Source organism: Halotia branconii CENA392 (assembly GCF_029953635.1).
Classification (GTDB): Bacteria; Cyanobacteriota; Cyanobacteriia; order Cyanobacteriales; family Nostocaceae; genus Halotia; species Halotia branconii.
Window position 1 is genome coordinate 5,595,850 of the sequence record NZ_CP124543.1, and the last position, 17,801, is coordinate 5,613,650.

The window sequence follows — 17,801 nt, forward strand, 5'->3', positions numbered from 1 at the left end:
TCTTAAATCCCTAGTACCTAGTCATGTTAAGTCCTAGAAGAACTAAATTCCGCAAACAACAACGCGGACGGATGGAAGGTTTAGCCAGCCGTGGTAGCACCATTAATTTTGGTGATTTTGCCCTCCAAGCTCAAGAACCCGCTTGGATCACCTCTCGCCAAATCGAGGCTTCACGACGAGCCATGACCCGTTATATTCGTCGGGGTGGACAAATCTGGATTCGGATTTTCCCTGATAAGCCTGTAACCATGCGTCCAGCTGAAACCCGGATGGGTTCTGGTAAAGGTTCGCCAGAATTTTGGGTAGCAGTAGTCAAGCCAGGGCGAATTATGTTTGAAATCGCTGGCGTTTCCGAAGAAGTAGCCCGTGAAGCTATGCGTTTAGCTGCATACAAATTGCCCATAAAAACTAAATTTATTGTGCGCTCTCAACCACAGGAGTAGGAGTAGGTCATGCCTCTTCCCAAAATTTCAGAAGCTAGAGAATTAAGTGACGAGAAACTGGCTCAAGAAATTCTCGCTATTAAAAGACAACTATTTCAGTTGCGCTTGCAAAAAGCCACAAGACAACTCGAAAAACCTCACCAGTTTCGACATGCAAGGCATCGTCTAGCTCAATTGCTAACTGTAGAAACAGAACGCAAACGAGCAGCAAGTCAATCGCCTCAAGAAGAAAAGTAGGAAATTATGGCAATCAAAGAACGAGTTGGCTTGGTAGTGAGCGACAAAATGCAAAAAACGGTGGTAGTTGCTGTAGAAAACCGCGCTCCCCATCCTAAGTACGGCAAGATTGTAGTTCAAACCCGGCGCTATAAAGCTCACGATGAAGACAATAACTGCAAAGTGGGCGATCGCGTGCGGATTCAGGAAACTAGACCTCTGAGCAAAACCAAGCGCTGGCAAGTTAAAGAAGTCCTGAATACTAAAGCTACAACTTAATAGTTGTTATTTAACTAACAACTTAAACAAGGGAGACCTATTGTGATTCAACCCCAAACTTATCTTAATGTCGCAGACAATAGCGGTGCTCGTAAACTAATGTGCATCCGCATCTTAGGTGGAGGCAACCGCCGTTATGGTTTCATCGGCGACAAGATTATTGCTGTTGTCAAAGATGCTATCCCCAACATGGCAGTCAAAAAATCTGATGTCGTAGAAGCAGTGATCGTCCGCACCCGCCATCATATTAGTCGGGACAGCGGCATGACCATTCGCTTTGACGATAACGCCGCAGTCATCATCAACAAAGATGGTAATCCTAGAGGCACACGGGTTTTTGGCCCTGTAGCACGGGAATTACGCGATAAAAGCTTCACCAAAATTGTTTCTCTGGCTCCGGAGGTGCTGTAATGGCAACCAAACACAATAAGCCCAAAGTATTCTACAAAATGCACGTCAAAACTGGTGATACTGTACAAGTAATTGCCGGTAAAGACAAAGGCAAAGTTGGTGAAGTTATTAAAGCACTTCCTCAACTCAGCAAGGTTTTAATCAAAGGCGTAAATATTAAAACCAAGCACGTTAAACCCCAACAAGAAGGTGAATCAGGGCGCATTGTCACCCAAGAATTTCCCATCCATAGCTCCAATGTGATGCTTTATTCTAATAAGCAAAACGTTGCAAGTCGTGTTTGTTACACCTTTACACCAGAAGGTAAAAAGGTGAGAAAACTCAAGAAAACTGGCGAGATTCTAGATAAATAGTTAGGAGTTAAAAGTAAAGAGTTAGGAATTTAATTTAATTCATAACTAAATAACTCATAACTTTATTCCCTGACCAAGCCCAGGGATAATCAGGATAAAAATTATGGCAACAACAAGACTCAAAAACTTATACCAAGAGACAATCGTCCCTAAACTAACTAATCAGTTTCAATACACCAACATACATCAAGTACCCAAATTGGTGAAGGTGACTATTAACAGAGGTTTAGGGGAAGCAGCGCAAAATGCTAAAGCCTTAGAAGCATCTTTAAGCGAAATTGCCTTAATTACTGGTCAAAAGCCAGTAGTAACAAGGGCGAAAAAAGCGATCGCTGGCTTCAAAATTCGTCAAGGGATGCCTGTTGGCATCATGGTGACACTCCGGGGCGAACGGATGTACGCATTTGTCGATCGACTCATCAGCTTGGCATTGCCCAGGATTAGAGACTTTCGCGGCGTTAGTCCTAAAAGTTTTGATGGTCGTGGTAACTATACTCTGGGTGTGAGAGAACAACTCATTTTTCCAGAAGTAGAATATGACAGCATCGATCAAATCCGTGGTATGGATATCTCCATCATCACAAGTGCGAAAAACGACGAAGAGGGCCGCGCCTTACTTAAGGAAATGGGAATGCCCTTTCGCGATCAATAAGTTCATCTAAAGAGGGAACGATGGCGGCTAACGACACAATTGCAGATATGCTGACGCGCATCCGCAATGCCAATATGGCGCGGCATCAAACTACACAAGTGCCAGCGACAAAAATGACCCGGAGTATTGCTAAAGTACTACAGGAGGAAGGATTTATTGGTGAGTTTGCAGAAGCAGAAGAAGGAGTAAAGCGTAATCTGGTGATTTCCTTAAAATACAAGGGTAAGAGTCGCCAGCCGCTAATTACTGCCTTAAAGCGTGTAAGTAAACCAGGTTTGCGTGTTTATTCCAACCAAAAAGACTTACCAAGAGTATTAGGTGGTATTGGCATTGCCATTATTTCTACATCTAGTGGGATCATGACCGACCGGGAAGCACGCCGTCAAAACGTGGGTGGTGAAGTACTTTGCTACATTTGGTAGCTAAAAGTCAAAAGTCAAAAGTCAATGGTCAATTTTCATTGACAACTGACAACTGACCCTTCGGGTGACGCTCCTAACGTCGCTCTAAGCGAAGCCATGCCGTAGGCTTTACGCTAGCGTCAGTTGCTCATGGGAGAAACCCCCATCGCTTTTAGCGTCTCCCCTGGGGAGAAGACCGCACTGACTGACAACTGACAAAGGACAAAAAGCTATGTCTCGTATTGGTAAACGTCCAATTACTATTCCCGCCAAAGTACAAGTAACGATTGATGGCGCAAGGGTTGTAGTTAAAGGCCCGAAAGGGGAACTTTCTCGCGATCTGCCTACCAACGTCATAGTCTCTCAAGAAGGGGAAATTTTACAAGTAACCCGCCGGGACGAATCTCGTACCTCTAGGCAAATGCACGGCTTAAGCCGCACTTTAGTTGCCAACATGGTTGAGGGAGTTTCCCAAGGTTTTCAGCGCCGATTGGAGATCCAAGGTGTTGGTTATCGCGCCCAACTTCAAGGGCGTAACTTAGTTTTGAATATGGGTTACAGCCATCAAGTACAAATTGTTCCGCCAGAAGGAATCCAATTTACAGTCGAAGGTAACACTAACGTCATTGTTAGCGGCTACGACAAAGAGATTGTAGGCAACACAGCAGCTAAAATTCGTGACGTTCGTCCACCGGAACCTTACAAAGGTAAAGGTATTCGTTATGCCGGCGAAGTAGTCAGACGCAAAGCTGGTAAGACTGGTAAGAGTGGTAAGAAGTAAAAATGAAACTTACTCGTAGAGAATCAAAACAACGTCGCCATCGACGTGTCCGTGGTAAAGTGAATGGCTCCTCAGAACGGCCGCGTTTATCTGTGTTTCGTTCCCGTGAGCATATTTACGCCCAGGTAATTGATGATACACAACATCAAACCATCGTAGCAGCCTCAACTGTAGAACCAGAATTAAAATCTAGTTTAGCTTCAGGCTCTAATTGTGAAGCATCAGTGCAAGTCGGCAAATTAATCGCAGCGCGATCGCTAGAAAAAGGCATCACCCAAGTAGTCTTTGATCGTGGTGGCAACCTATATCATGGTCGAATCAAAGCACTAGCTGATGCAGCACGCGAGGCTGGTTTAGATTTCTAAATCGGTCAGTGGTCAATGATCAGTAGCAACTAACAACTGACAACTGACTAAAAGAAAGCATTTGATTATAGCAACTGATCGTCGGTCAATAGTCAGTAGCAACTGACAACTGACAACACTTCGACAAACGGTAGTTGAATCTCGACTTCGCTCGATTACCGCGCAGTCGAAACTCAGTGCATCGCTGACAACTGATACCGTTTCACTTTAAAGTTGATACATTTGGGCAAGCAGGGGAAGCAGGGGAGGCAGGGGGAGTAAGAAAAGTAATTTGATATCAATAATTTCGTGAAATGGTATGACAACTGACTAAAAGAGAGCATTTGATTATGGCAACTGGTCGTCGTAAAGCTAATCGCACAAAGAAAGAAGAAACCAACTGGCAAGAACGAGTTATTCAGATCCGGCGCGTGAGCAAGGTCGTCAAAGGAGGTAAAAAACTTAGCTTCCGAGCGATTGTAGTCGTCGGCAACGAACGTGGCCAAGTTGGTGTAGGAGTAGGCAAAGCCTCAGATGTCATTGGTGCTGTTAAAAAAGGCGTAGCTGATGGTAAAAAACACTTGATTGACATTCCCATCACCAAATCTAACTCGATTCCCCATCCTATTGATGGTGTCGGTGGTGGCGCTAAAGTAATTATGCGCCCAGCTGCACCCGGTACTGGGGTAATTGCTGGTGGTGCTGTCCGGACTGTGCTGGAATTGGCAGGAGTTCGTAACGTGCTAGCTAAGCAACTAGGCTCCAATAATCCACTCAACAACGCTAGAGCCGCAGTTAATGCCTTATCTACACTGCGTACCTTAGCTGAAGTTGCTGAAGATCGGGGCATTGCTATTGAAAAACTCTACATATCGTAGAGCTACCCTGACAAAGTTTTTGTGTAAACAAATACTAATAAAAAATGAGACTCAACGATGCTAAGCCTCAAAAAGGCTCAAAAAAACGCCGCCGCCGCGTAGGTAGAGGTATTTCTGCCGGTCAAGGTGCTAGTGCTGGTCTAGGTATGAGAGGTCAAAAATCTCGATCTGGTAGCAGTACCCGACCAGGTTTTGAAGGAGGTCAACAGCCGTTGTACCGCCGTTTACCGAAGCTAAAAGGCTTTCCGATTGTGAATCGGAAGAATTACACTACGATTAATGTAGAGAAGCTAGCCTCTCTTCCTGCCAATACAGAAGTAACTTTGGATTCCTTAAAAGCCGCAGGTATTATCACTGCTGTTAAAGGCCCATTGAAAATTTTGGGTAATGGGGAATTGGGCGTAGCGCTCAATGTCAAAGCGGCAGCTTTTACAGGTCAAGCTCAAAGCAAAATTGAGGCAGCTGGCGGGAGTTGTGAAATTTTATAGTGAGAGCAACAGCGCACTTAAATAGCACCCCACCCTTTTCCAGTGCCTGATTCACTAAAAAGGTAGCACTCTATGATCAGTCGAGATAAAGCCCCAACGGCTCAAGAAACTTTTATGCAGATGGCGCAAGCAGCCGGACTCAGAGGTAGGCTGCTTGTTACCGTTGGTATTTTAATTTTGGTGCGCCTGGGCATCTTTTTACCCATACCAGGAATTGATAGAGCTAGATTTGGCGAAGCCATTTCGGGTAATAATTCCGTATTCGGTTTATTGGATATATTTTCTGGACGAGGACTTTCGACTTTAGGAATCTTCGCTTTAGGGATTTTACCCTTCATTAATGCGTCTATTATTATCCAATTGCTCACCGCAGCAATTCCATCTTTAGAAAATTTACAAAAAAATGAAGGTGAAGCAGGGCGGCGAAAAATCTCACAAATTACCCGCTATGTGACTGTAGTTTGGGCAATTATTCAAAGTACAGCTTTTTCGGCATTATTTTTACAGCAATTTGCCATAACCCCAGGGCCGATATTTGTAGCTGAAACTGCGATCGCTCTAACTGCTGGTTCCATGTTTGTCATGTGGGCATCAGAACTAATTACAGAACGCGGTATTGGTAACGGTGCATCATTGTTGATTTTTGTCAATATTGTGGCTTCATTACCAAAATCCTTGGGCGATACCATTGACTTGGTACAAGTCGGTGGTAGAGAAATAGTCGGCCGGGTAATTGTGCTGATTTTAGTATTCCTAGCAACTATTGTGGGGATTGTATTTGTTCAAGAAGGAATCCGCCGCATCCCCATTATTTCAGCCCGTCGCCAAGTAGGTAGACGAGTTTTGGCAGAGCAACGTAGCTATTTGCCTTTGCGTTTAAATTCTGGTGGCGTAATGCCGATCATTTTTGCGGCTGCTATTTTGAGTCTGCCACTTTTAATTGCCAACTTTACCAAAAACCCAGACATAGCAAACATTGTCAGTACTTATTTAAGTCCTAGTGGTTCTCAACCTTGGGTCTACGCACTTGTCTACTTAACTTCGATTGTTTTCTTTAGTTACTTCTATTCTTCATTGATTGTTAACCCGGTTGATGTGGCACAGAACTTGAAGAAAATGGGTTCTAGTATTCCCGGTATTCGTCCTGGAAAATCTACAAGTGAGTATATCGAGCGCGTAATCAATCGACTAACTTTTTTAGGTGCGATCTTTTTGGGCTTTGTGGCTATTATCCCCACCGCTGTTGAAAGTGCTTTAGGTGTACCAACTTTTAGGGGTTTAGGTGCTACTTCGCTATTAATTTTAGTGGGTGTGGCGATTGATACAGCAAAACAAGTTCAAACTTATGTCATCTCTCAGCGTTATGAAGGAATGGTGAAACAATAGTGACGCGATTAATTTTCTTGGGACCACCTGGAGCTGGTAAAGGAACTCAAGCTCAAACCTTGGCTGCACACTTAAATATTCCTCATATTTCTACGGGGGAAATATTAAGACAAGCCATGAAAGAGCAAACCCCTTTGGGAATTAAAGCTCAAAGTTATGTCAATAGCGGCGAGTTAGTTCCTGACCAGCTAGTACAGGATTTGGTACAAGAGCGCCTTAATCAATCAGATGCTAAATCCGGTTGGATTCTAGATGGTTTTCCCCGCAAGGTCACACAAGCGGCTTTTCTAGAAGAATTGCTAGAAAAGATCTATCAAAGTGGTGAAAGGGTAGTTAATCTAGATGCGCCTGATGAAGTTGTGGTAGCACGTTTACTAGCTAGAGGACGAAAAGATGATAGTGAAGAAGTAATTCGTCGTCGCCTAGAAGTATACCGGGCTGAAACTGCACCTTTAATTGATTATTACCGCGATCGCCAGAGACTTTTGAATGTCAACGGCAATCAATCCCAAGAAGAAGTCACTAGCGAACTCCACCAAGTAATTGCCTCATAACCTGAGTATAGGGAGTAGAAAATTCACCACTCAGCTACTCCCCTTAACATAATCTAGGCAAGAAACAAGTCAAATTTAGCTAAGATATATTAATAAACTGTTGATATATTTCTCAAAATATGTTCTTTTGCAGGTAAATTGCTGCAACTGGACAGAAAATTATTGAGTTGAGGAAAAAACAAATTGTCTAAGCAAGATCTAATTGAAATGGAAGGAACGGTAACAGAGTCCTTACCTAATGCGATGTTTCGTGTTGACTTGGACAATGGCTTTAACGTCCTAGCACACATTTCTGGTAAGATTCGCCGCAATTACATCAAGATTCTACCTGGCGATCGCGTCAAAGTAGAATTAACACCCTATGACCTCAGCAAAGGCAGAATTACTTATCGGCTCCGGAAAAAGTAAGTCTATGCAGAAAAGTTTACCATAAAAACATTTTTTTGGCTGTTACGTTGGTTAATTAACTGAATTAATTTCCCTAAAAATGCTATAATCTACTATTTGGAGTCAGTTACAAAAGGCATGAAAGTTAGAGCCTCAGTCAAGAAAATTTGTGAAAAATGTAACGTGATCAAACGTCGTGGTCGCGTCATGGTGATTTGTGTAAATCCCAAGCACAAACAACGTCAAGGATAGTACTCTCAAATTTTGAGAGTTGGGTGCAACACACATAACCGCCTAAACAAAGTGTAAACGCGATTAGTCGTGTTTTTCCAAAAGCAACTGCGAGAACAATAGGGAGATATTGATTGTGGCACGTATTTCCGGAGTAGACCTTCCACGCGATAAGCGAATTGAGATTGGTCTAACTTACGTCTACGGAATTGGAGTATCCAGATCGCTAGAAATTTTAGCGACCACAGGTGTAAACCCAGACACCCGCGTTAAAGACTTGAGTGATGCTGATGTCGCCGCCCTCAGAGCAGAAATAGAAAGTAACTATCAAGTCGAAGGAGACTTGCGGCGCTGGGAGGCAATGAATATCAAGCGTTTGGTGGACATTGGAGCCTACAGAGGTCGTCGTCATCGTATGGGCTTGCCAGTTAGAGGTCAAAGAACTCGTACCAATGCTAGAACCCGTCGTGGGAGAAGGCAGACAGTTGCTGGGAAGAAAAAGGCTCCAGGTAAATAAATTTCATTGCTTGTTCATCAGAACAAGTTTCACCTTTAGATTAACCAAACAAACATGGCGAGACAACCAACAAAAAAAGGCGGGAGCAAAAAGCAAAAACGGAACGTTCCCAACGGAATGGCCTACATCCAGTCTACTTTCAACAATAGCATCGTCACCATTACCGATCAAAACGGAGATGTTATTTCCTGGGCTAGTGCTGGTTCTAGCGGTTTTAAAGGTGCAAAAAAAGGAACTCCTTTTGCTGCCCAAACCGCCGCTGAAAGCGCAGCACGCCGAGCTATAGACCAAGGAATGCGCCAAATTGAGGTGATGGTCAGTGGCCCAGGAGCAGGTAGAGAAACTGCTATCCGCGCCCTTCAAGGTGCAGGACTGGAAATTACACTTATTCGGGATATTACCCCAATTCCTCACAATGGTTGCCGTCCGCCCAAGCGCCGCCGAGTTTAAATTCAACTTAATTAGGCGGTTTGAGGGCGAAAGGTTTAAGCAAAGAGAAGTCACCTGCAATGACTGCTTAAAGATTTGGTATCAAACTTACTAAGCAGGGTGAGTGCTAAAGAACTTCTGACGGCTTGGGCGATTAGAAGCATAGCAGATCTTTACTTTATGAAAGGCTACTAAACTTCGAGATCACCCAAATTATGATAATTGTCTACAGGCTGAAAAAGGCTTCAAACTCTATTGCTACAACATGTTGGCAGTTTGATACAGCTAAATTAAGTTTCAGGACAATAAAGTAAATTTTGAGAGGCAATAGATTTGCCTGCTAGCAGCACCTCAAAGCAAGGGAGGCTACTCCGTGGCGCAATTTCAAATTGAATGTGTAGAGTCTAATACAGAAGAAAGTCGGAGCCATTACAGTAAATTTGTTCTGGAACCTCTAGAGCGTGGTCAAGGGACAACAGTTGGCAACGCGCTACGGCGGGTATTACTGTCTAATCTAGAGGGGACAGCAGTTACAGCAGTAAGGATTGCAGGCGTTTCACACGAGTTTGCTACAGTTCCGGGTGTGCGAGAAGATGTACTAGAAATCCTCATGAAAATGAAGGAAGTCATCCTCAAAAGTTATTCTTCGCAAGCCCAGATTGGTAGATTACTCGTAAATGGCCCAGCAACAGTTACTGTGGCCCACTTTGATTTACCAAGTGAAGTCGAAGTCATAGATCCCACCCAGTATGTAGCTACCCTAGCCGAAGGGGGCAAACTGGAAATGGAATTTCGCATCGAAAAAGGTAAAGGATATCGCACCGTAGAAAGAGGGCGTGAAGAAGCTACCTCTTTGGACTTTCTCCAAATTGACTCGGTATTTATGCCGGTGCGGAAGGTCAACTATAGTGTTGAAGAAGCCCGTGGGGAAGGCTCGATTACCAAAGACAGACTACTTTTGGAAGTTTGGACAAATGGCAGTGTTTCACCCCAAGAAGCACTATCCTCAGCCGCTGCGATTCTAGTAGATTTATTCAACCCCTTGAAAGATATCTCACTAGAACCAACAGATACAGGGGCTGATATCCCAGATGATCCCACAGCTCAGATTCCCATTGAGGAATTACAACTTTCGGTGCGGGCTTATAACTGTCTCAAACGAGCGCAAGTGAACTCTGTAGCCGACTTGTTGGACTATACCCAAGAAGACCTATTAGAAATTAAAAATTTCGGTCAAAAGTCAGCGGAAGAGGTAGTTGAAGCTTTACAGCGACGCTTAGGCATTACCCTACCGCAAGAAAGAGGATCTAAACACGCCTAAGCTAAAACTTTTAATAATACATAGTTGATTATTATGCGTCACCGTTGTCGAGTTAAAAAACTCAGTAAACCAGCTGACCAGCGCCGCGCCCTGTTGCGATCGCTTGCGACCGAATTGATCCGTCATGGTCGAATCACCACCACTTTAATCCGTGCAAAAGTAGTACGAAGTGAAGTAGACAAAATGATTACCCTAGCTAAAGACGGCTCCTTGGCAGCACGTCGTGAAGCTTTAGGCTACATCTTTGACAAACAACTAGTTCACGCTTTGTTTGAGCAAGCTCCTACGCGGTATGGTAATCGTCAAGGAGGTTACACCCGCATCCTGCATACTGTGCCTCGTCGGGGTGACAATGCTCAAATGGCCATAATTGAACTGGTTTAAAAAGGATGAAGTTTTCGGACTTCAGCCTTGATTGAGATTCTATGTTAGAAAGCCACCAGCCTACACCAACTGATCGAGTAGCCCTAGTAATTCAATACTTGGGTACTCATTTTCATGGCTGGCAACGGCAAAAACAACACCGTACAGTCCAAGAAGAGATAGAAATAGCGATCGCTAAAATTCTTGGCCATCATGTGACCTTACATGGTGCTGGGCGAACCGATGCCGGGGTTCACGCTGCTGCTCAAGTAGCCCATTTCGAGGCTACAAGTTTAATTCCGGCTCACAAATGGGCAACAGTTCTTAACAGCTATCTGCCACCAGATATATTAATAAGAGCTTCAGCTAGTGTAGATAAACGTTGGCACGCTCGTTTTAGTGCAGCCTATCGACGTTATCGCTACACAATATACACTGAAGATCGGCCGAACTTGTTCGTGAAATCCTTCAGTTGGCATTATTATTATGCACCCCTAGACGAATCCTTAATCGCAGCTGCTCTGAAACCTTTGTTGGGAAAGCATCATTTAGCTGCATTTCACCGTGCAGGATCAAAGCGATCGCATTCCTGGGTAGAGGTACAGGCAGTAGAGTGTATTCGTAGTGGGTCATTTCTCCATATTGAAATACAAGCAGATGGATTTTTATATGGCATGGTAAGGCTGTTGGTAGGGATGTTGGCACAAGTTGGTTCTGGGCAGCGGACACTTGCTAGCTTCACCGAACTCTGGAAAGAAGAACGTCGGCAAGAAGTGAAACACGCCGCACCTCCACAAGGTTTGTGCTTGTTGAGAGTCGGATATCCAGATTTTCCTTTTCCTAACGAGATTTGGTACGACACCCTACCAAAGCTAGTTCTAAATCAGTAGTCATGGGTTAGACCCAAACAACTGAACTGACAACACTTCGACTACGCTCAGTGCATCGCTGACAACTAACAACTGACAAAAATGACTAAAACATACCTTCCTCCTCAAAAAACTATGGAGCGTGATTGGTACGTAGTAGATGCTACTAACCAACGCCTTGGTCGCCTTGCCAGTGAAGTCGCTCAAATCCTCAGAGGCAAAAACAAAGCTATATTCACTCCTCACTTAGACACAGGTGACTTTGTAATCATCGTTAATGCTGAGAAAGTAGCAGTTACAGGCAAAAAACGCACCCAAAAAGTTTACCATCGTCATTCCGGTCGTCCTGGCGGGATGAAAACTGAAACTTTTGCCAAGCTACAACAACGCTTACCAGAACGAATTATAGAAAAGGCTGTTAAAGGTATGCTGCCTAAAAATAGCTTGGGTAAGCAATTGTTTACTAAACTAAAAGTCTACGCTGGGCCTACTCATCCCCATGATGCTCAAAAACCTCAAGAACTAAAAATTAGTACAATTCCTGGAGAAGAAAATTAATGCAAGCAGTAGATACTAATAGCGGTCGCGCTGTGTACTGGGGTACTGGCCGCCGTAAGTCCGCAGTAGCACGGGTACGTCTAGTTCCTGGTGAAGGTAAGCTAATTGTGAATGGCAAGCCTGGAGACTTGTACTTTCAATTTAATGCCAATTACTTGGGAGTTATTAAAGGGCCTCTAGAAACTCTAGGACTAGAAAACGAATATGACATTTTAGTGAAAGCAGAAGGCGGCGGCTTAACCGGACAAGCTGATTCTGTTCGGTTGGGTGTTGCTCGTGCTTTGTGTCAATTAGACCCAGACAATCGCCCACCTTTAAAAACTGAAGGTTATCTAACACGCGATCCCCGTGCAAAAGAACGGAAAAAATATGGCTTGCACAAAGCTCGCAAAGCGCCTCAGTATTCTAAGCGTTAGGAAATGGGGCATTGAGCATTGAGCATGGGGGAGGCAGTGCGGTCTTGGGGTTTTTCAAAGTGGAGTAACTGCCGTCATAGGGCATGGCTAATAACCAATAGTTATTCTTTTCTTCTCTTAATCCCTAGTCTCTAGCCCCTAATCCCTAGTCTCTCTTGGCATCTGCAAAGTTATAATTGATATAGATTCACTACACAAAGAACAATGGCTAAAGCTGATATTCATCCTCAGTGGTATCCAGACGCTAAAGTTTACTGTAACGGTCAAGTAGTAATGACTGTTGGCTCTACCAAGCCAGAATTACACGTAGATGTTTGGTCGGGAAATCACCCTTTTTACACAGGTACTCAGAAAATTATTGACACCGAAGGTCGAGTTGAGCGCTTCCTCCGCAAATATGGTATGTCCAGCACTCAAGCCTCTGGCGACGACCAAAACAAAAAGTAGCGGGTTGGCTCTGCTGTTAACGACGACCCTGCGTCTGCTGGGTCGATTGTCATTTTTTGCCGAGCCAATTTGTTATTTTAAGGAGCGATCGCATTTGTCATGGCTGAATCATACCTGTTAGAAAAACTCAAATCCGTTGAACAAACTTTTAATGAATTAACTCGTCGCTTGGCTGACCCTGATACTGCTAACAATCCTGATGAGTATCAAGAAATTGCCAAGTCGCGTTCTTCCTTGGAAGAAGTAGTAACTACTTATGATACTTGGAAAGTAGCCCAAGAAGACTTAACAGGAGCGCGTCAGGTTTATAAAGAATCTGCGAGTGACCCAGAGTTGCAAGAAATGGCAGCACTGGAAGTAAAAGAATTAGAAGAAAAAATAGAATATTTAGAAGATCGCTTGAAAGTCTTACTGCTACCCCGCGACCCCAACGATGAGAAAAATATCATGTTGGAAATTCGCGCTGGTACTGGTGGCGATGAAGCGAGTATTTGGGCTGGCGATTTGATGCGGATGTATACGCGTTATGCTCAAACTCAAGGCTGGAAAGTTTCGTTGGTGAGCGAATCTCTCGGTGAAATGGGCGGCTGGAAAGAAGTCATTTTAGAAATTAAAGGTGACAACGTTTACAGTCAGCTGAAGTTTGAAGCTGGGGTGCATCGTGTGCAGCGTGTGCCAACAACTGAAGCTGGGGGAAGGGTTCACACCTCTACTGCGACAGTAGCGATTATGCCAGAAGTGGATGACGTAGAAATCCACATTGACCCGAAAGATATTGAAATGAGTACGGCTCGTTCTGGTGGTGCTGGTGGACAAAACGTCAACAAAGTAGAAACAGCTGCTGACTTGTTCCACAAACCAACAGGAATACGGATTTTCTGTACAGAAGAACGTAGCCAGTTGCAAAACAAAGAACGGGCGATGCAAATTCTGCGGGCAAAACTGTACGAAATGAAGTTACACGAACAACAAGAAGAGGTAACTTCGATGCGGCGATCGCAGGTTGGGACAGGATCGCGATCGGAAAAAATTCGCACCTACAACTATAAAGATAACCGCGTTACCGACCACCGTTTAGGTCAAAACTATTCTCTTAATCCTGTTCTGGAAGGCGATTTAGAGACGGTTGTTCAATCTTGTATCTCTCAAGACCAGCAGGAACGTTTAGCAGAATTGGCAGCTTCTAGTAGTAACTAATATTTAGCTATTCAATAATGTAGAAAACCGCTTATGCTGTTATTTTTAAAGCATACAGGCGGTTTTTTAGTCTACTTAGATTGGGCTGATGTTAGGACAATCAACGTTTTGGAGGCACTGCGAGATCCCCGACTTTTTCAAGAAGTCGGGGATCTGACCGCCATTATTTATGTGCGTTAATTTGCTTGATGTTTTTCACCATTTTTGTTAATTAATTCATAACATAGGAATTGCTAAAAGTACTTAGGCTAATTCCCAATTCAAAATGCCAGCAACACCTGAAAGTCTCAATAAGTTTGTTAGTTTTTGTCAGCAGCACATTAATGGACACGAAAAGAGAGAAGCACAAACGTTTTTAGACCGCTTTTTTCAGGCTTTTGGGCATGAAGGGGCGCTAGAAGTTGGAGCAAGTTTCGAGGAAGCGATAAAAAAAGGCAGTAAGACGGGTAAGACTGGTTTTGCTGATTTGGTATGGAAACCCCGCGTTTTAATTGAGATGAAAAAACGTGGTGAGGATTTAAGCAAGCATTATTCTCAGGCGTTTGATTATTGGACGAGGTTAGTACCAGATCGTCCGCGTTATGTTTTGCTGTGCAATTTTGACGAATTTTGGATTTTTGACTTTGATATTCAATTAGATACACCCGTTGATAAAATATCTCTGGAGCAACTGCCAGAAAGGGCGGGAGCCTTTGCGTTTATGGAGTTTGGCAACAAAACTCCTGTTTTCAATAATAATCAGGTGGAAGTTACAGAACGGGCTGCCCGTCGTATGGGTGAGTTGCTGCTGGAACTGGAGAAGCGCGGGATTGAGAAGTTGACAGCGCAGCGTTTTATTTTGCAGTGTGTCTTAGCAATGTTTGCGGAAGATAGGCAACTTTTACCCCGTGATATGTTTATTTCCTGTGTTCAGGATTGCATGAGTGGAGGAAGTTCTTATGATGTTTTGGGTGGATTATTTCGGGAAATGAATTTGCCGGGAATTACGCCAGCGGGACGTTATAAAGGCGTAGATTATTTCAATGGTGGGTTGTTTTCCCAGATTCACGCGATTGAATTGACAAGGGAAGAATTGAATTTTTTGGATGTATCAGCGAAGGAGAATTGGAGTAAGGTACGTCCTGCTATTTTTGGTAATTTGTTTGAAGGAACGGTAGATAAAAAAGAGCGTCATGCACGGGGTATTCACTTTACCTCAGAAGCGGACATTATGAAAATTGTGCGCCCGACGATTAGCCGCTACTGGGAAGAAAGAATTGAATCAGCTAATACAATTGGTGAATTATCGACGTTGCAATTAGAATTACAAAGTTATCGCGTACTTGATCCAGCTTGTGGTTCGGGTAATTTTCTCTATATAGCGTATCAAGAACTTAAAAGAATCGAAATTTTACTATTAGAGAAGATGCAACAGCGCCGTAGATCAGAAGATAAACAAATGCAAATGGGTTTTGTCACACCATTAAATTTTTTTGGTATGGATACTAACCCTTTTGCTGTAGAATTGGCTAGAGTTACGCTGATGATTGCGCGGAAGATTGCAATTGATAATTTGCAATTAACTGAGCCGGCGTTACCTCTAGATTCTTTGGATAATAATATTGTTTGTCAGGATGCGTTATTTAGTGAATGGCCAAAGGCTAATGCAATTATTGGTAATCCGCCATTTTTAGGTGGCAAGCATATCAGAATAGCTTTAGGTGACGAATATATAGATAAAGTTTTTAAATGTTTTCCTAATGTCAAAGATTCAGTAGATTTTTGTGCTTATTGGTTTAGGTTAGCTCATGAACATATTGATGAAAAAGGTAGAGCAGGATTAGTTGCTACTAACTCTATTAGTCAAGGTAAAAGTAGAGTTGCAGCATTAGATTACATTAATCAAAATGGTGGTTATATTCATGAAGCGGTTTCTACTCAAACGTGGTCAGGTGAAGCTAAGGTTCATGTAAGCATTGTTAATTGGAGTAAAACTAACCCACATAAGTATTATTTGGATAACCAAATAGTTTCACAAATAAATTCTTCTTTAGCATCAACAATTGATGTTTCTCAGGCTGTCCGCTTGAAAGTCAACCTTAATAAATGCTTTCAGGGTATAACTCCTCGTGGTGCAGGTTTTATTGTTACTGAAAAGCAAATCATAGAGTGGCTTGCTTTTGATTCAAAATATCACAATATTTTTAAGAAATTTTCAGATGCTACAAGTTTAACTAAGAGTATTAACTGTATTCCTAAACGCTGGATTATTGATTTTAATAATATGAGTATCGAGGAAGCAAATATTTATGTTTCTATTATTGAATACGTTAAGATTAATGTAAAACCACAACGTGAGTATACACAAGATATTGAAGCTATTAAATACTGGTGGAAATTTTGGCGATTACGGCCAGAACTGAGAGAAGCAATTGAACCTTTATCATATTACTTTAATATTCCCAGACATTCCAAATGGTTTATTTTTGTTCCTGCTCAATCTGATTGGCTTCCTGGTGACTCAACCACTGTTGTTGCATCAGACGACTTTTACATTTTGGGAATCCTCACATCTAAAGTTCATCGCGTTTGGGTTAAAGCTCAAAGTTCAACTTTAAAGAGTGATACTCGCTACACTCATAACAGCTGCTTTGAAACCTTCCCTTTTCCCCAAACCCCCGACACTAAATTAGTGCGACAAATTCGCGCCAAGGCCGAAGAACTCCATGAATACCGGACACAACAAATGGAGTCTAAATATTGAGGAATTACCACCCTATACAACAAACTTTTTAACGAACCCACCAGCCAACTTTATAAATTGCATGAACAGTTAGATAAATTGGTAATGCAAGCCTATAACTTTCAACCTAACGACGATATTTTAGAAAAGCTGTTGATATTGAATTTAGAATTAGCAGATAAAGAGAAACAGGGTAAACCCGTCATTGGACCTTGGTCGCCAATTTAAAATATGAATGAGTATCACGCAAAGGCGCAAAGTATAAGATTTAGTATTTTTAACTAAATTTAGCAACGCCTAAATTTAGTTATCACCTCTGAGATACTCTGCGCTTACCTTAGCGCCCCTCTGCGTTAAAATCTCTAATAGTATCAGTATCTTTTATCGCCTATTTCAAGACTTCCCTAACATCTTTTTTGAACTCATTGGCAATTATCCTGAACAAGCGAATATATACCAATTTTCATCAGTCGAAGTTAAACAAACAGCCTTCAGAATTGATGGTGTATTTTTACCTATACAAACTACTGAAAACCCAATTTACTTTGTCGAAGTACAATTTCAACCAGATAACGAAATTTACTCACGATTGTTTGCAGAAATATGTTTATATCTCCGGCAAAATAAACCTCAAAATGACTGGAATGCTGTAGTTTTATACCCTACTAGGAGTATAGATACAGGAAATATCAAACATTATCGTGAGTTCTTCACTAGTCAGCGAGTTAGACGAATTTATCTAGACGAATTAGGTGAATCTTAATCTCTACCAATTGGTATCGCCACCATTAAATTAATAATTGCCACTGAAGATACTGCGGATAAACAGAACCAAACAAGAAATCAACTCACAACTGCAACAGCAGCAATTACTACAATTAATAGAGACAATCTTGGTTTATAAATTGCCCCAAATGGGTAGAAAGGAGATAGAGGCAATGTTTGGATTAAGCGAGTTAAAGCAAACGCGAGTTTATCAAGAAGCCTTTCAGGAAGGACAAGAAGAAGGCGAACGTCTAGGTAAATTAAAAGCAGTCCTACCAATGTTATCAGCTGGGTTGAGCGTAGAGCAGATAGCGGAATCTTTAGATTTGAGTGTAGAGCAAGTAAGACAAGCTGCACAACACCTGCCTTCTAGTGAAGGGTAATAGTGCAAAA

At 42.6% G+C, this 17,801-nt stretch carries 25 protein-coding genes and 2 pseudogenes; all 27 read left to right on the forward strand.

The window, feature by feature from the left end:
• Positions 1-23: 23 nt before the first annotated feature.
• The 27 genes and pseudogenes from rplP to QI031_RS24730 all read left to right on the forward strand — a co-directional run bounded on the left by rplP (position 24) and on the right by QI031_RS24730 (position 17,791).
• Entirely contained in the window at positions 24-443 is a 420-nt protein-coding gene (gene rplP / locus QI031_RS24595) for a 50S ribosomal protein L16 (RefSeq protein ID WP_281482223.1), read from the forward strand.
• A 9-nt stretch (positions 444-452) separates the two neighbouring features.
• Positions 453-680: a 50S ribosomal protein L29 gene (gene rpmC / locus QI031_RS24600; protein WP_281482224.1), complete on the forward strand. Its 228-nt coding sequence runs from the start codon at positions 453-455 to the stop codon at positions 678-680.
• A gap of 6 nt (positions 681-686) precedes the next feature.
• The gene (gene rpsQ, locus QI031_RS24605; protein WP_281482225.1) at positions 687-938 is read left to right on the forward strand and encodes a 30S ribosomal protein S17; all 252 of its coding nucleotides are present in this window, start codon (positions 687-689) and stop codon (positions 936-938) included.
• A gap of 42 nt (positions 939-980) precedes the next feature.
• The gene (gene rplN, locus QI031_RS24610; protein ID WP_281482226.1) at positions 981-1,349 is read left to right on the forward strand and encodes a 50S ribosomal protein L14; all 369 of its coding nucleotides are present in this window, start codon (positions 981-983) and stop codon (positions 1,347-1,349) included.
• Positions 1,349-1,702, forward strand: a complete 354-nt coding sequence (gene rplX / locus QI031_RS24615) for a 50S ribosomal protein L24 (RefSeq protein WP_281482227.1) — start codon at positions 1,349-1,351, stop codon at positions 1,700-1,702. Before rplN ends, rplX begins: the two co-directional genes overlap by 1 nt.
• Positions 1,703-1,805: 103 nt before the next feature.
• Positions 1,806-2,354, forward strand: coding sequence for a 50S ribosomal protein L5 (gene rplE / locus QI031_RS24620; protein ID WP_281482228.1), 549 nt, complete (start codon positions 1,806-1,808; stop codon positions 2,352-2,354).
• A gap of 20 nt (positions 2,355-2,374) precedes the next feature.
• Positions 2,375-2,776, forward strand: coding sequence for a 30S ribosomal protein S8 (rpsH, locus tag QI031_RS24625; RefSeq protein WP_281482229.1), 402 nt, complete (start codon positions 2,375-2,377; stop codon positions 2,774-2,776).
• 211 nt (positions 2,777-2,987) lie between these two features.
• On the forward strand, positions 2,988-3,536 hold the full coding sequence (rplF, locus tag QI031_RS24630; protein WP_281482230.1) for a 50S ribosomal protein L6: 549 nt from the start codon (positions 2,988-2,990) through the stop codon (positions 3,534-3,536).
• Positions 3,537-3,538: 2 nt separating this feature from the next.
• On the forward strand, positions 3,539-3,901 hold the full coding sequence (gene rplR / locus QI031_RS24635) for a 50S ribosomal protein L18 (RefSeq protein ID WP_281482231.1): 363 nt from the start codon (positions 3,539-3,541) through the stop codon (positions 3,899-3,901).
• Positions 3,902-4,230: 329 nt separating this feature from the next.
• On the forward strand, positions 4,231-4,758 hold the full coding sequence (gene rpsE / locus QI031_RS24640; RefSeq protein WP_281482232.1) for a 30S ribosomal protein S5: 528 nt from the start codon (positions 4,231-4,233) through the stop codon (positions 4,756-4,758).
• 44 nt (positions 4,759-4,802) lie between these two features.
• On the forward strand, positions 4,803-5,246 hold the full coding sequence (rplO, locus tag QI031_RS24645; protein WP_281482233.1) for a 50S ribosomal protein L15: 444 nt from the start codon (positions 4,803-4,805) through the stop codon (positions 5,244-5,246).
• A 72-nt stretch (positions 5,247-5,318) separates the two neighbouring features.
• Positions 5,319-6,632, forward strand: coding sequence for a preprotein translocase subunit SecY (gene secY, locus QI031_RS24650; RefSeq protein ID WP_281482234.1), 1,314 nt, complete (start codon positions 5,319-5,321; stop codon positions 6,630-6,632).
• Positions 6,632-7,186: an adenylate kinase gene (locus QI031_RS24655; protein ID WP_281482235.1), complete on the forward strand. Its 555-nt coding sequence runs from the start codon at positions 6,632-6,634 to the stop codon at positions 7,184-7,186. Before secY ends, QI031_RS24655 begins: the two co-directional genes overlap by 1 nt.
• Positions 7,187-7,369: 183 nt before the next feature.
• Positions 7,370-7,594 (forward strand): translation initiation factor IF-1, encoded by a 225-nt coding sequence (gene infA / locus QI031_RS24660; protein WP_006196724.1) that lies wholly within the window; start codon positions 7,370-7,372, stop codon positions 7,592-7,594.
• A gap of 117 nt (positions 7,595-7,711) precedes the next feature.
• Positions 7,712-7,825, forward strand: a complete 114-nt coding sequence (gene rpmJ / locus QI031_RS24665) for a 50S ribosomal protein L36 (RefSeq protein WP_015129703.1) — start codon at positions 7,712-7,714, stop codon at positions 7,823-7,825.
• A gap of 115 nt (positions 7,826-7,940) precedes the next feature.
• The gene (gene rpsM / locus QI031_RS24670; protein ID WP_281482236.1) at positions 7,941-8,321 is read left to right on the forward strand and encodes a 30S ribosomal protein S13; all 381 of its coding nucleotides are present in this window, start codon (positions 7,941-7,943) and stop codon (positions 8,319-8,321) included.
• Positions 8,322-8,375: 54 nt separating this feature from the next.
• Positions 8,376-8,771 (forward strand): 30S ribosomal protein S11, encoded by a 396-nt coding sequence (rpsK, locus tag QI031_RS24675; RefSeq protein WP_281482237.1) that lies wholly within the window; start codon positions 8,376-8,378, stop codon positions 8,769-8,771.
• 352 nt (positions 8,772-9,123) lie between these two features.
• Positions 9,124-10,071, forward strand: a complete 948-nt coding sequence (locus tag QI031_RS24680) for a DNA-directed RNA polymerase subunit alpha (RefSeq protein ID WP_281482238.1) — start codon at positions 9,124-9,126, stop codon at positions 10,069-10,071.
• 33 nt (positions 10,072-10,104) lie between these two features.
• Positions 10,105-10,455, forward strand: coding sequence for a 50S ribosomal protein L17 (gene rplQ / locus QI031_RS24685; protein ID WP_281482239.1), 351 nt, complete (start codon positions 10,105-10,107; stop codon positions 10,453-10,455).
• Positions 10,456-10,496: 41 nt separating this feature from the next.
• Entirely contained in the window at positions 10,497-11,324 is an 828-nt protein-coding gene (truA, locus tag QI031_RS24690; RefSeq protein WP_281482240.1) for a tRNA pseudouridine(38-40) synthase TruA, read from the forward strand.
• A gap of 81 nt (positions 11,325-11,405) precedes the next feature.
• Positions 11,406-11,861, forward strand: a complete 456-nt coding sequence (gene rplM, locus QI031_RS24695; protein WP_281482241.1) for a 50S ribosomal protein L13 — start codon at positions 11,406-11,408, stop codon at positions 11,859-11,861.
• Positions 11,861-12,277: a 30S ribosomal protein S9 gene (gene rpsI, locus QI031_RS24700; RefSeq protein WP_214441948.1), complete on the forward strand. Its 417-nt coding sequence runs from the start codon at positions 11,861-11,863 to the stop codon at positions 12,275-12,277. The genes rplM and rpsI overlap by 1 nt, the downstream gene beginning before the upstream one ends.
• A 204-nt stretch (positions 12,278-12,481) precedes the next feature.
• Positions 12,482-12,724, forward strand: coding sequence for a 50S ribosomal protein L31 (rpmE, locus tag QI031_RS24705; RefSeq protein WP_281482242.1), 243 nt, complete (start codon positions 12,482-12,484; stop codon positions 12,722-12,724).
• A gap of 99 nt (positions 12,725-12,823) precedes the next feature.
• A complete protein-coding gene (gene prfA, locus QI031_RS24710) occupies positions 12,824-13,921 on the forward strand; it encodes a peptide chain release factor 1 (protein ID WP_281482243.1) in 1,098 nt (365 codons plus the stop codon).
• 33 nt (positions 13,922-13,954) lie between these two features.
• Positions 13,955-14,101, forward strand: coding sequence for a hypothetical protein (locus QI031_RS24715; protein ID WP_281482244.1), 147 nt, complete (start codon positions 13,955-13,957; stop codon positions 14,099-14,101).
• A gap of 85 nt (positions 14,102-14,186) precedes the next feature.
• Positions 14,187-16,871 (forward strand): annotated as a pseudogene (locus tag QI031_RS24720) (DNA methyltransferase).
• Positions 16,872-17,001: 130 nt separating this feature from the next.
• Positions 17,002-17,791: pseudogene (locus QI031_RS24730) on the forward strand (Rpn family recombination-promoting nuclease/putative transposase).
• Positions 17,792-17,801: the final 10 nt, after the last annotated feature.

Coding starts and splice junctions, on each gene's coding strand:
- rpmJ (WP_015129703.1), top strand. CDS start 7,712: ATGAAAGTTAGAGCCTCAGTCAAGAAAATTTGTGAAAAATGTAACGTG.
- secY (WP_281482234.1), top strand. CDS start 5,319: ATGATCAGTCGAGATAAAGCCCCAACGGCTCAAGAAACTTTTATGCAG.
- rpsI (WP_214441948.1), top strand. CDS start 11,861: ATGCAAGCAGTAGATACTAATAGCGGTCGCGCTGTGTACTGGGGTACT.
- rplO (WP_281482233.1), top strand. CDS start 4,803: ATGAGACTCAACGATGCTAAGCCTCAAAAAGGCTCAAAAAAACGCCGC.
- rplP (WP_281482223.1), top strand. CDS start 24: ATGTTAAGTCCTAGAAGAACTAAATTCCGCAAACAACAACGCGGACGG.
- prfA (WP_281482243.1), top strand. CDS start 12,824: ATGGCTGAATCATACCTGTTAGAAAAACTCAAATCCGTTGAACAAACT.
- rplM (WP_281482241.1), top strand. CDS start 11,406: ATGACTAAAACATACCTTCCTCCTCAAAAAACTATGGAGCGTGATTGG.
- rpsK (WP_281482237.1), top strand. CDS start 8,376: ATGGCGAGACAACCAACAAAAAAAGGCGGGAGCAAAAAGCAAAAACGG.
- rplR (WP_281482231.1), top strand. CDS start 3,539: ATGAAACTTACTCGTAGAGAATCAAAACAACGTCGCCATCGACGTGTC.
- rpsH (WP_281482229.1), top strand. CDS start 2,375: ATGGCGGCTAACGACACAATTGCAGATATGCTGACGCGCATCCGCAAT.
- rpsQ (WP_281482225.1), top strand. CDS start 687: ATGGCAATCAAAGAACGAGTTGGCTTGGTAGTGAGCGACAAAATGCAA.
- rplF (WP_281482230.1), top strand. CDS start 2,988: ATGTCTCGTATTGGTAAACGTCCAATTACTATTCCCGCCAAAGTACAA.
- rplX (WP_281482227.1), top strand. CDS start 1,349: ATGGCAACCAAACACAATAAGCCCAAAGTATTCTACAAAATGCACGTC.
- rpmE (WP_281482242.1), top strand. CDS start 12,482: ATGGCTAAAGCTGATATTCATCCTCAGTGGTATCCAGACGCTAAAGTT.
- rplQ (WP_281482239.1), top strand. CDS start 10,105: ATGCGTCACCGTTGTCGAGTTAAAAAACTCAGTAAACCAGCTGACCAG.
- truA (WP_281482240.1), top strand. CDS start 10,497: ATGTTAGAAAGCCACCAGCCTACACCAACTGATCGAGTAGCCCTAGTA.
- rpsE (WP_281482232.1), top strand. CDS start 4,231: ATGGCAACTGGTCGTCGTAAAGCTAATCGCACAAAGAAAGAAGAAACC.
- QI031_RS24715 (WP_281482244.1), top strand. CDS start 13,955: ATGCTGTTATTTTTAAAGCATACAGGCGGTTTTTTAGTCTACTTAGAT.
- rplE (WP_281482228.1), top strand. CDS start 1,806: ATGGCAACAACAAGACTCAAAAACTTATACCAAGAGACAATCGTCCCT.
- rpmC (WP_281482224.1), top strand. CDS start 453: ATGCCTCTTCCCAAAATTTCAGAAGCTAGAGAATTAAGTGACGAGAAA.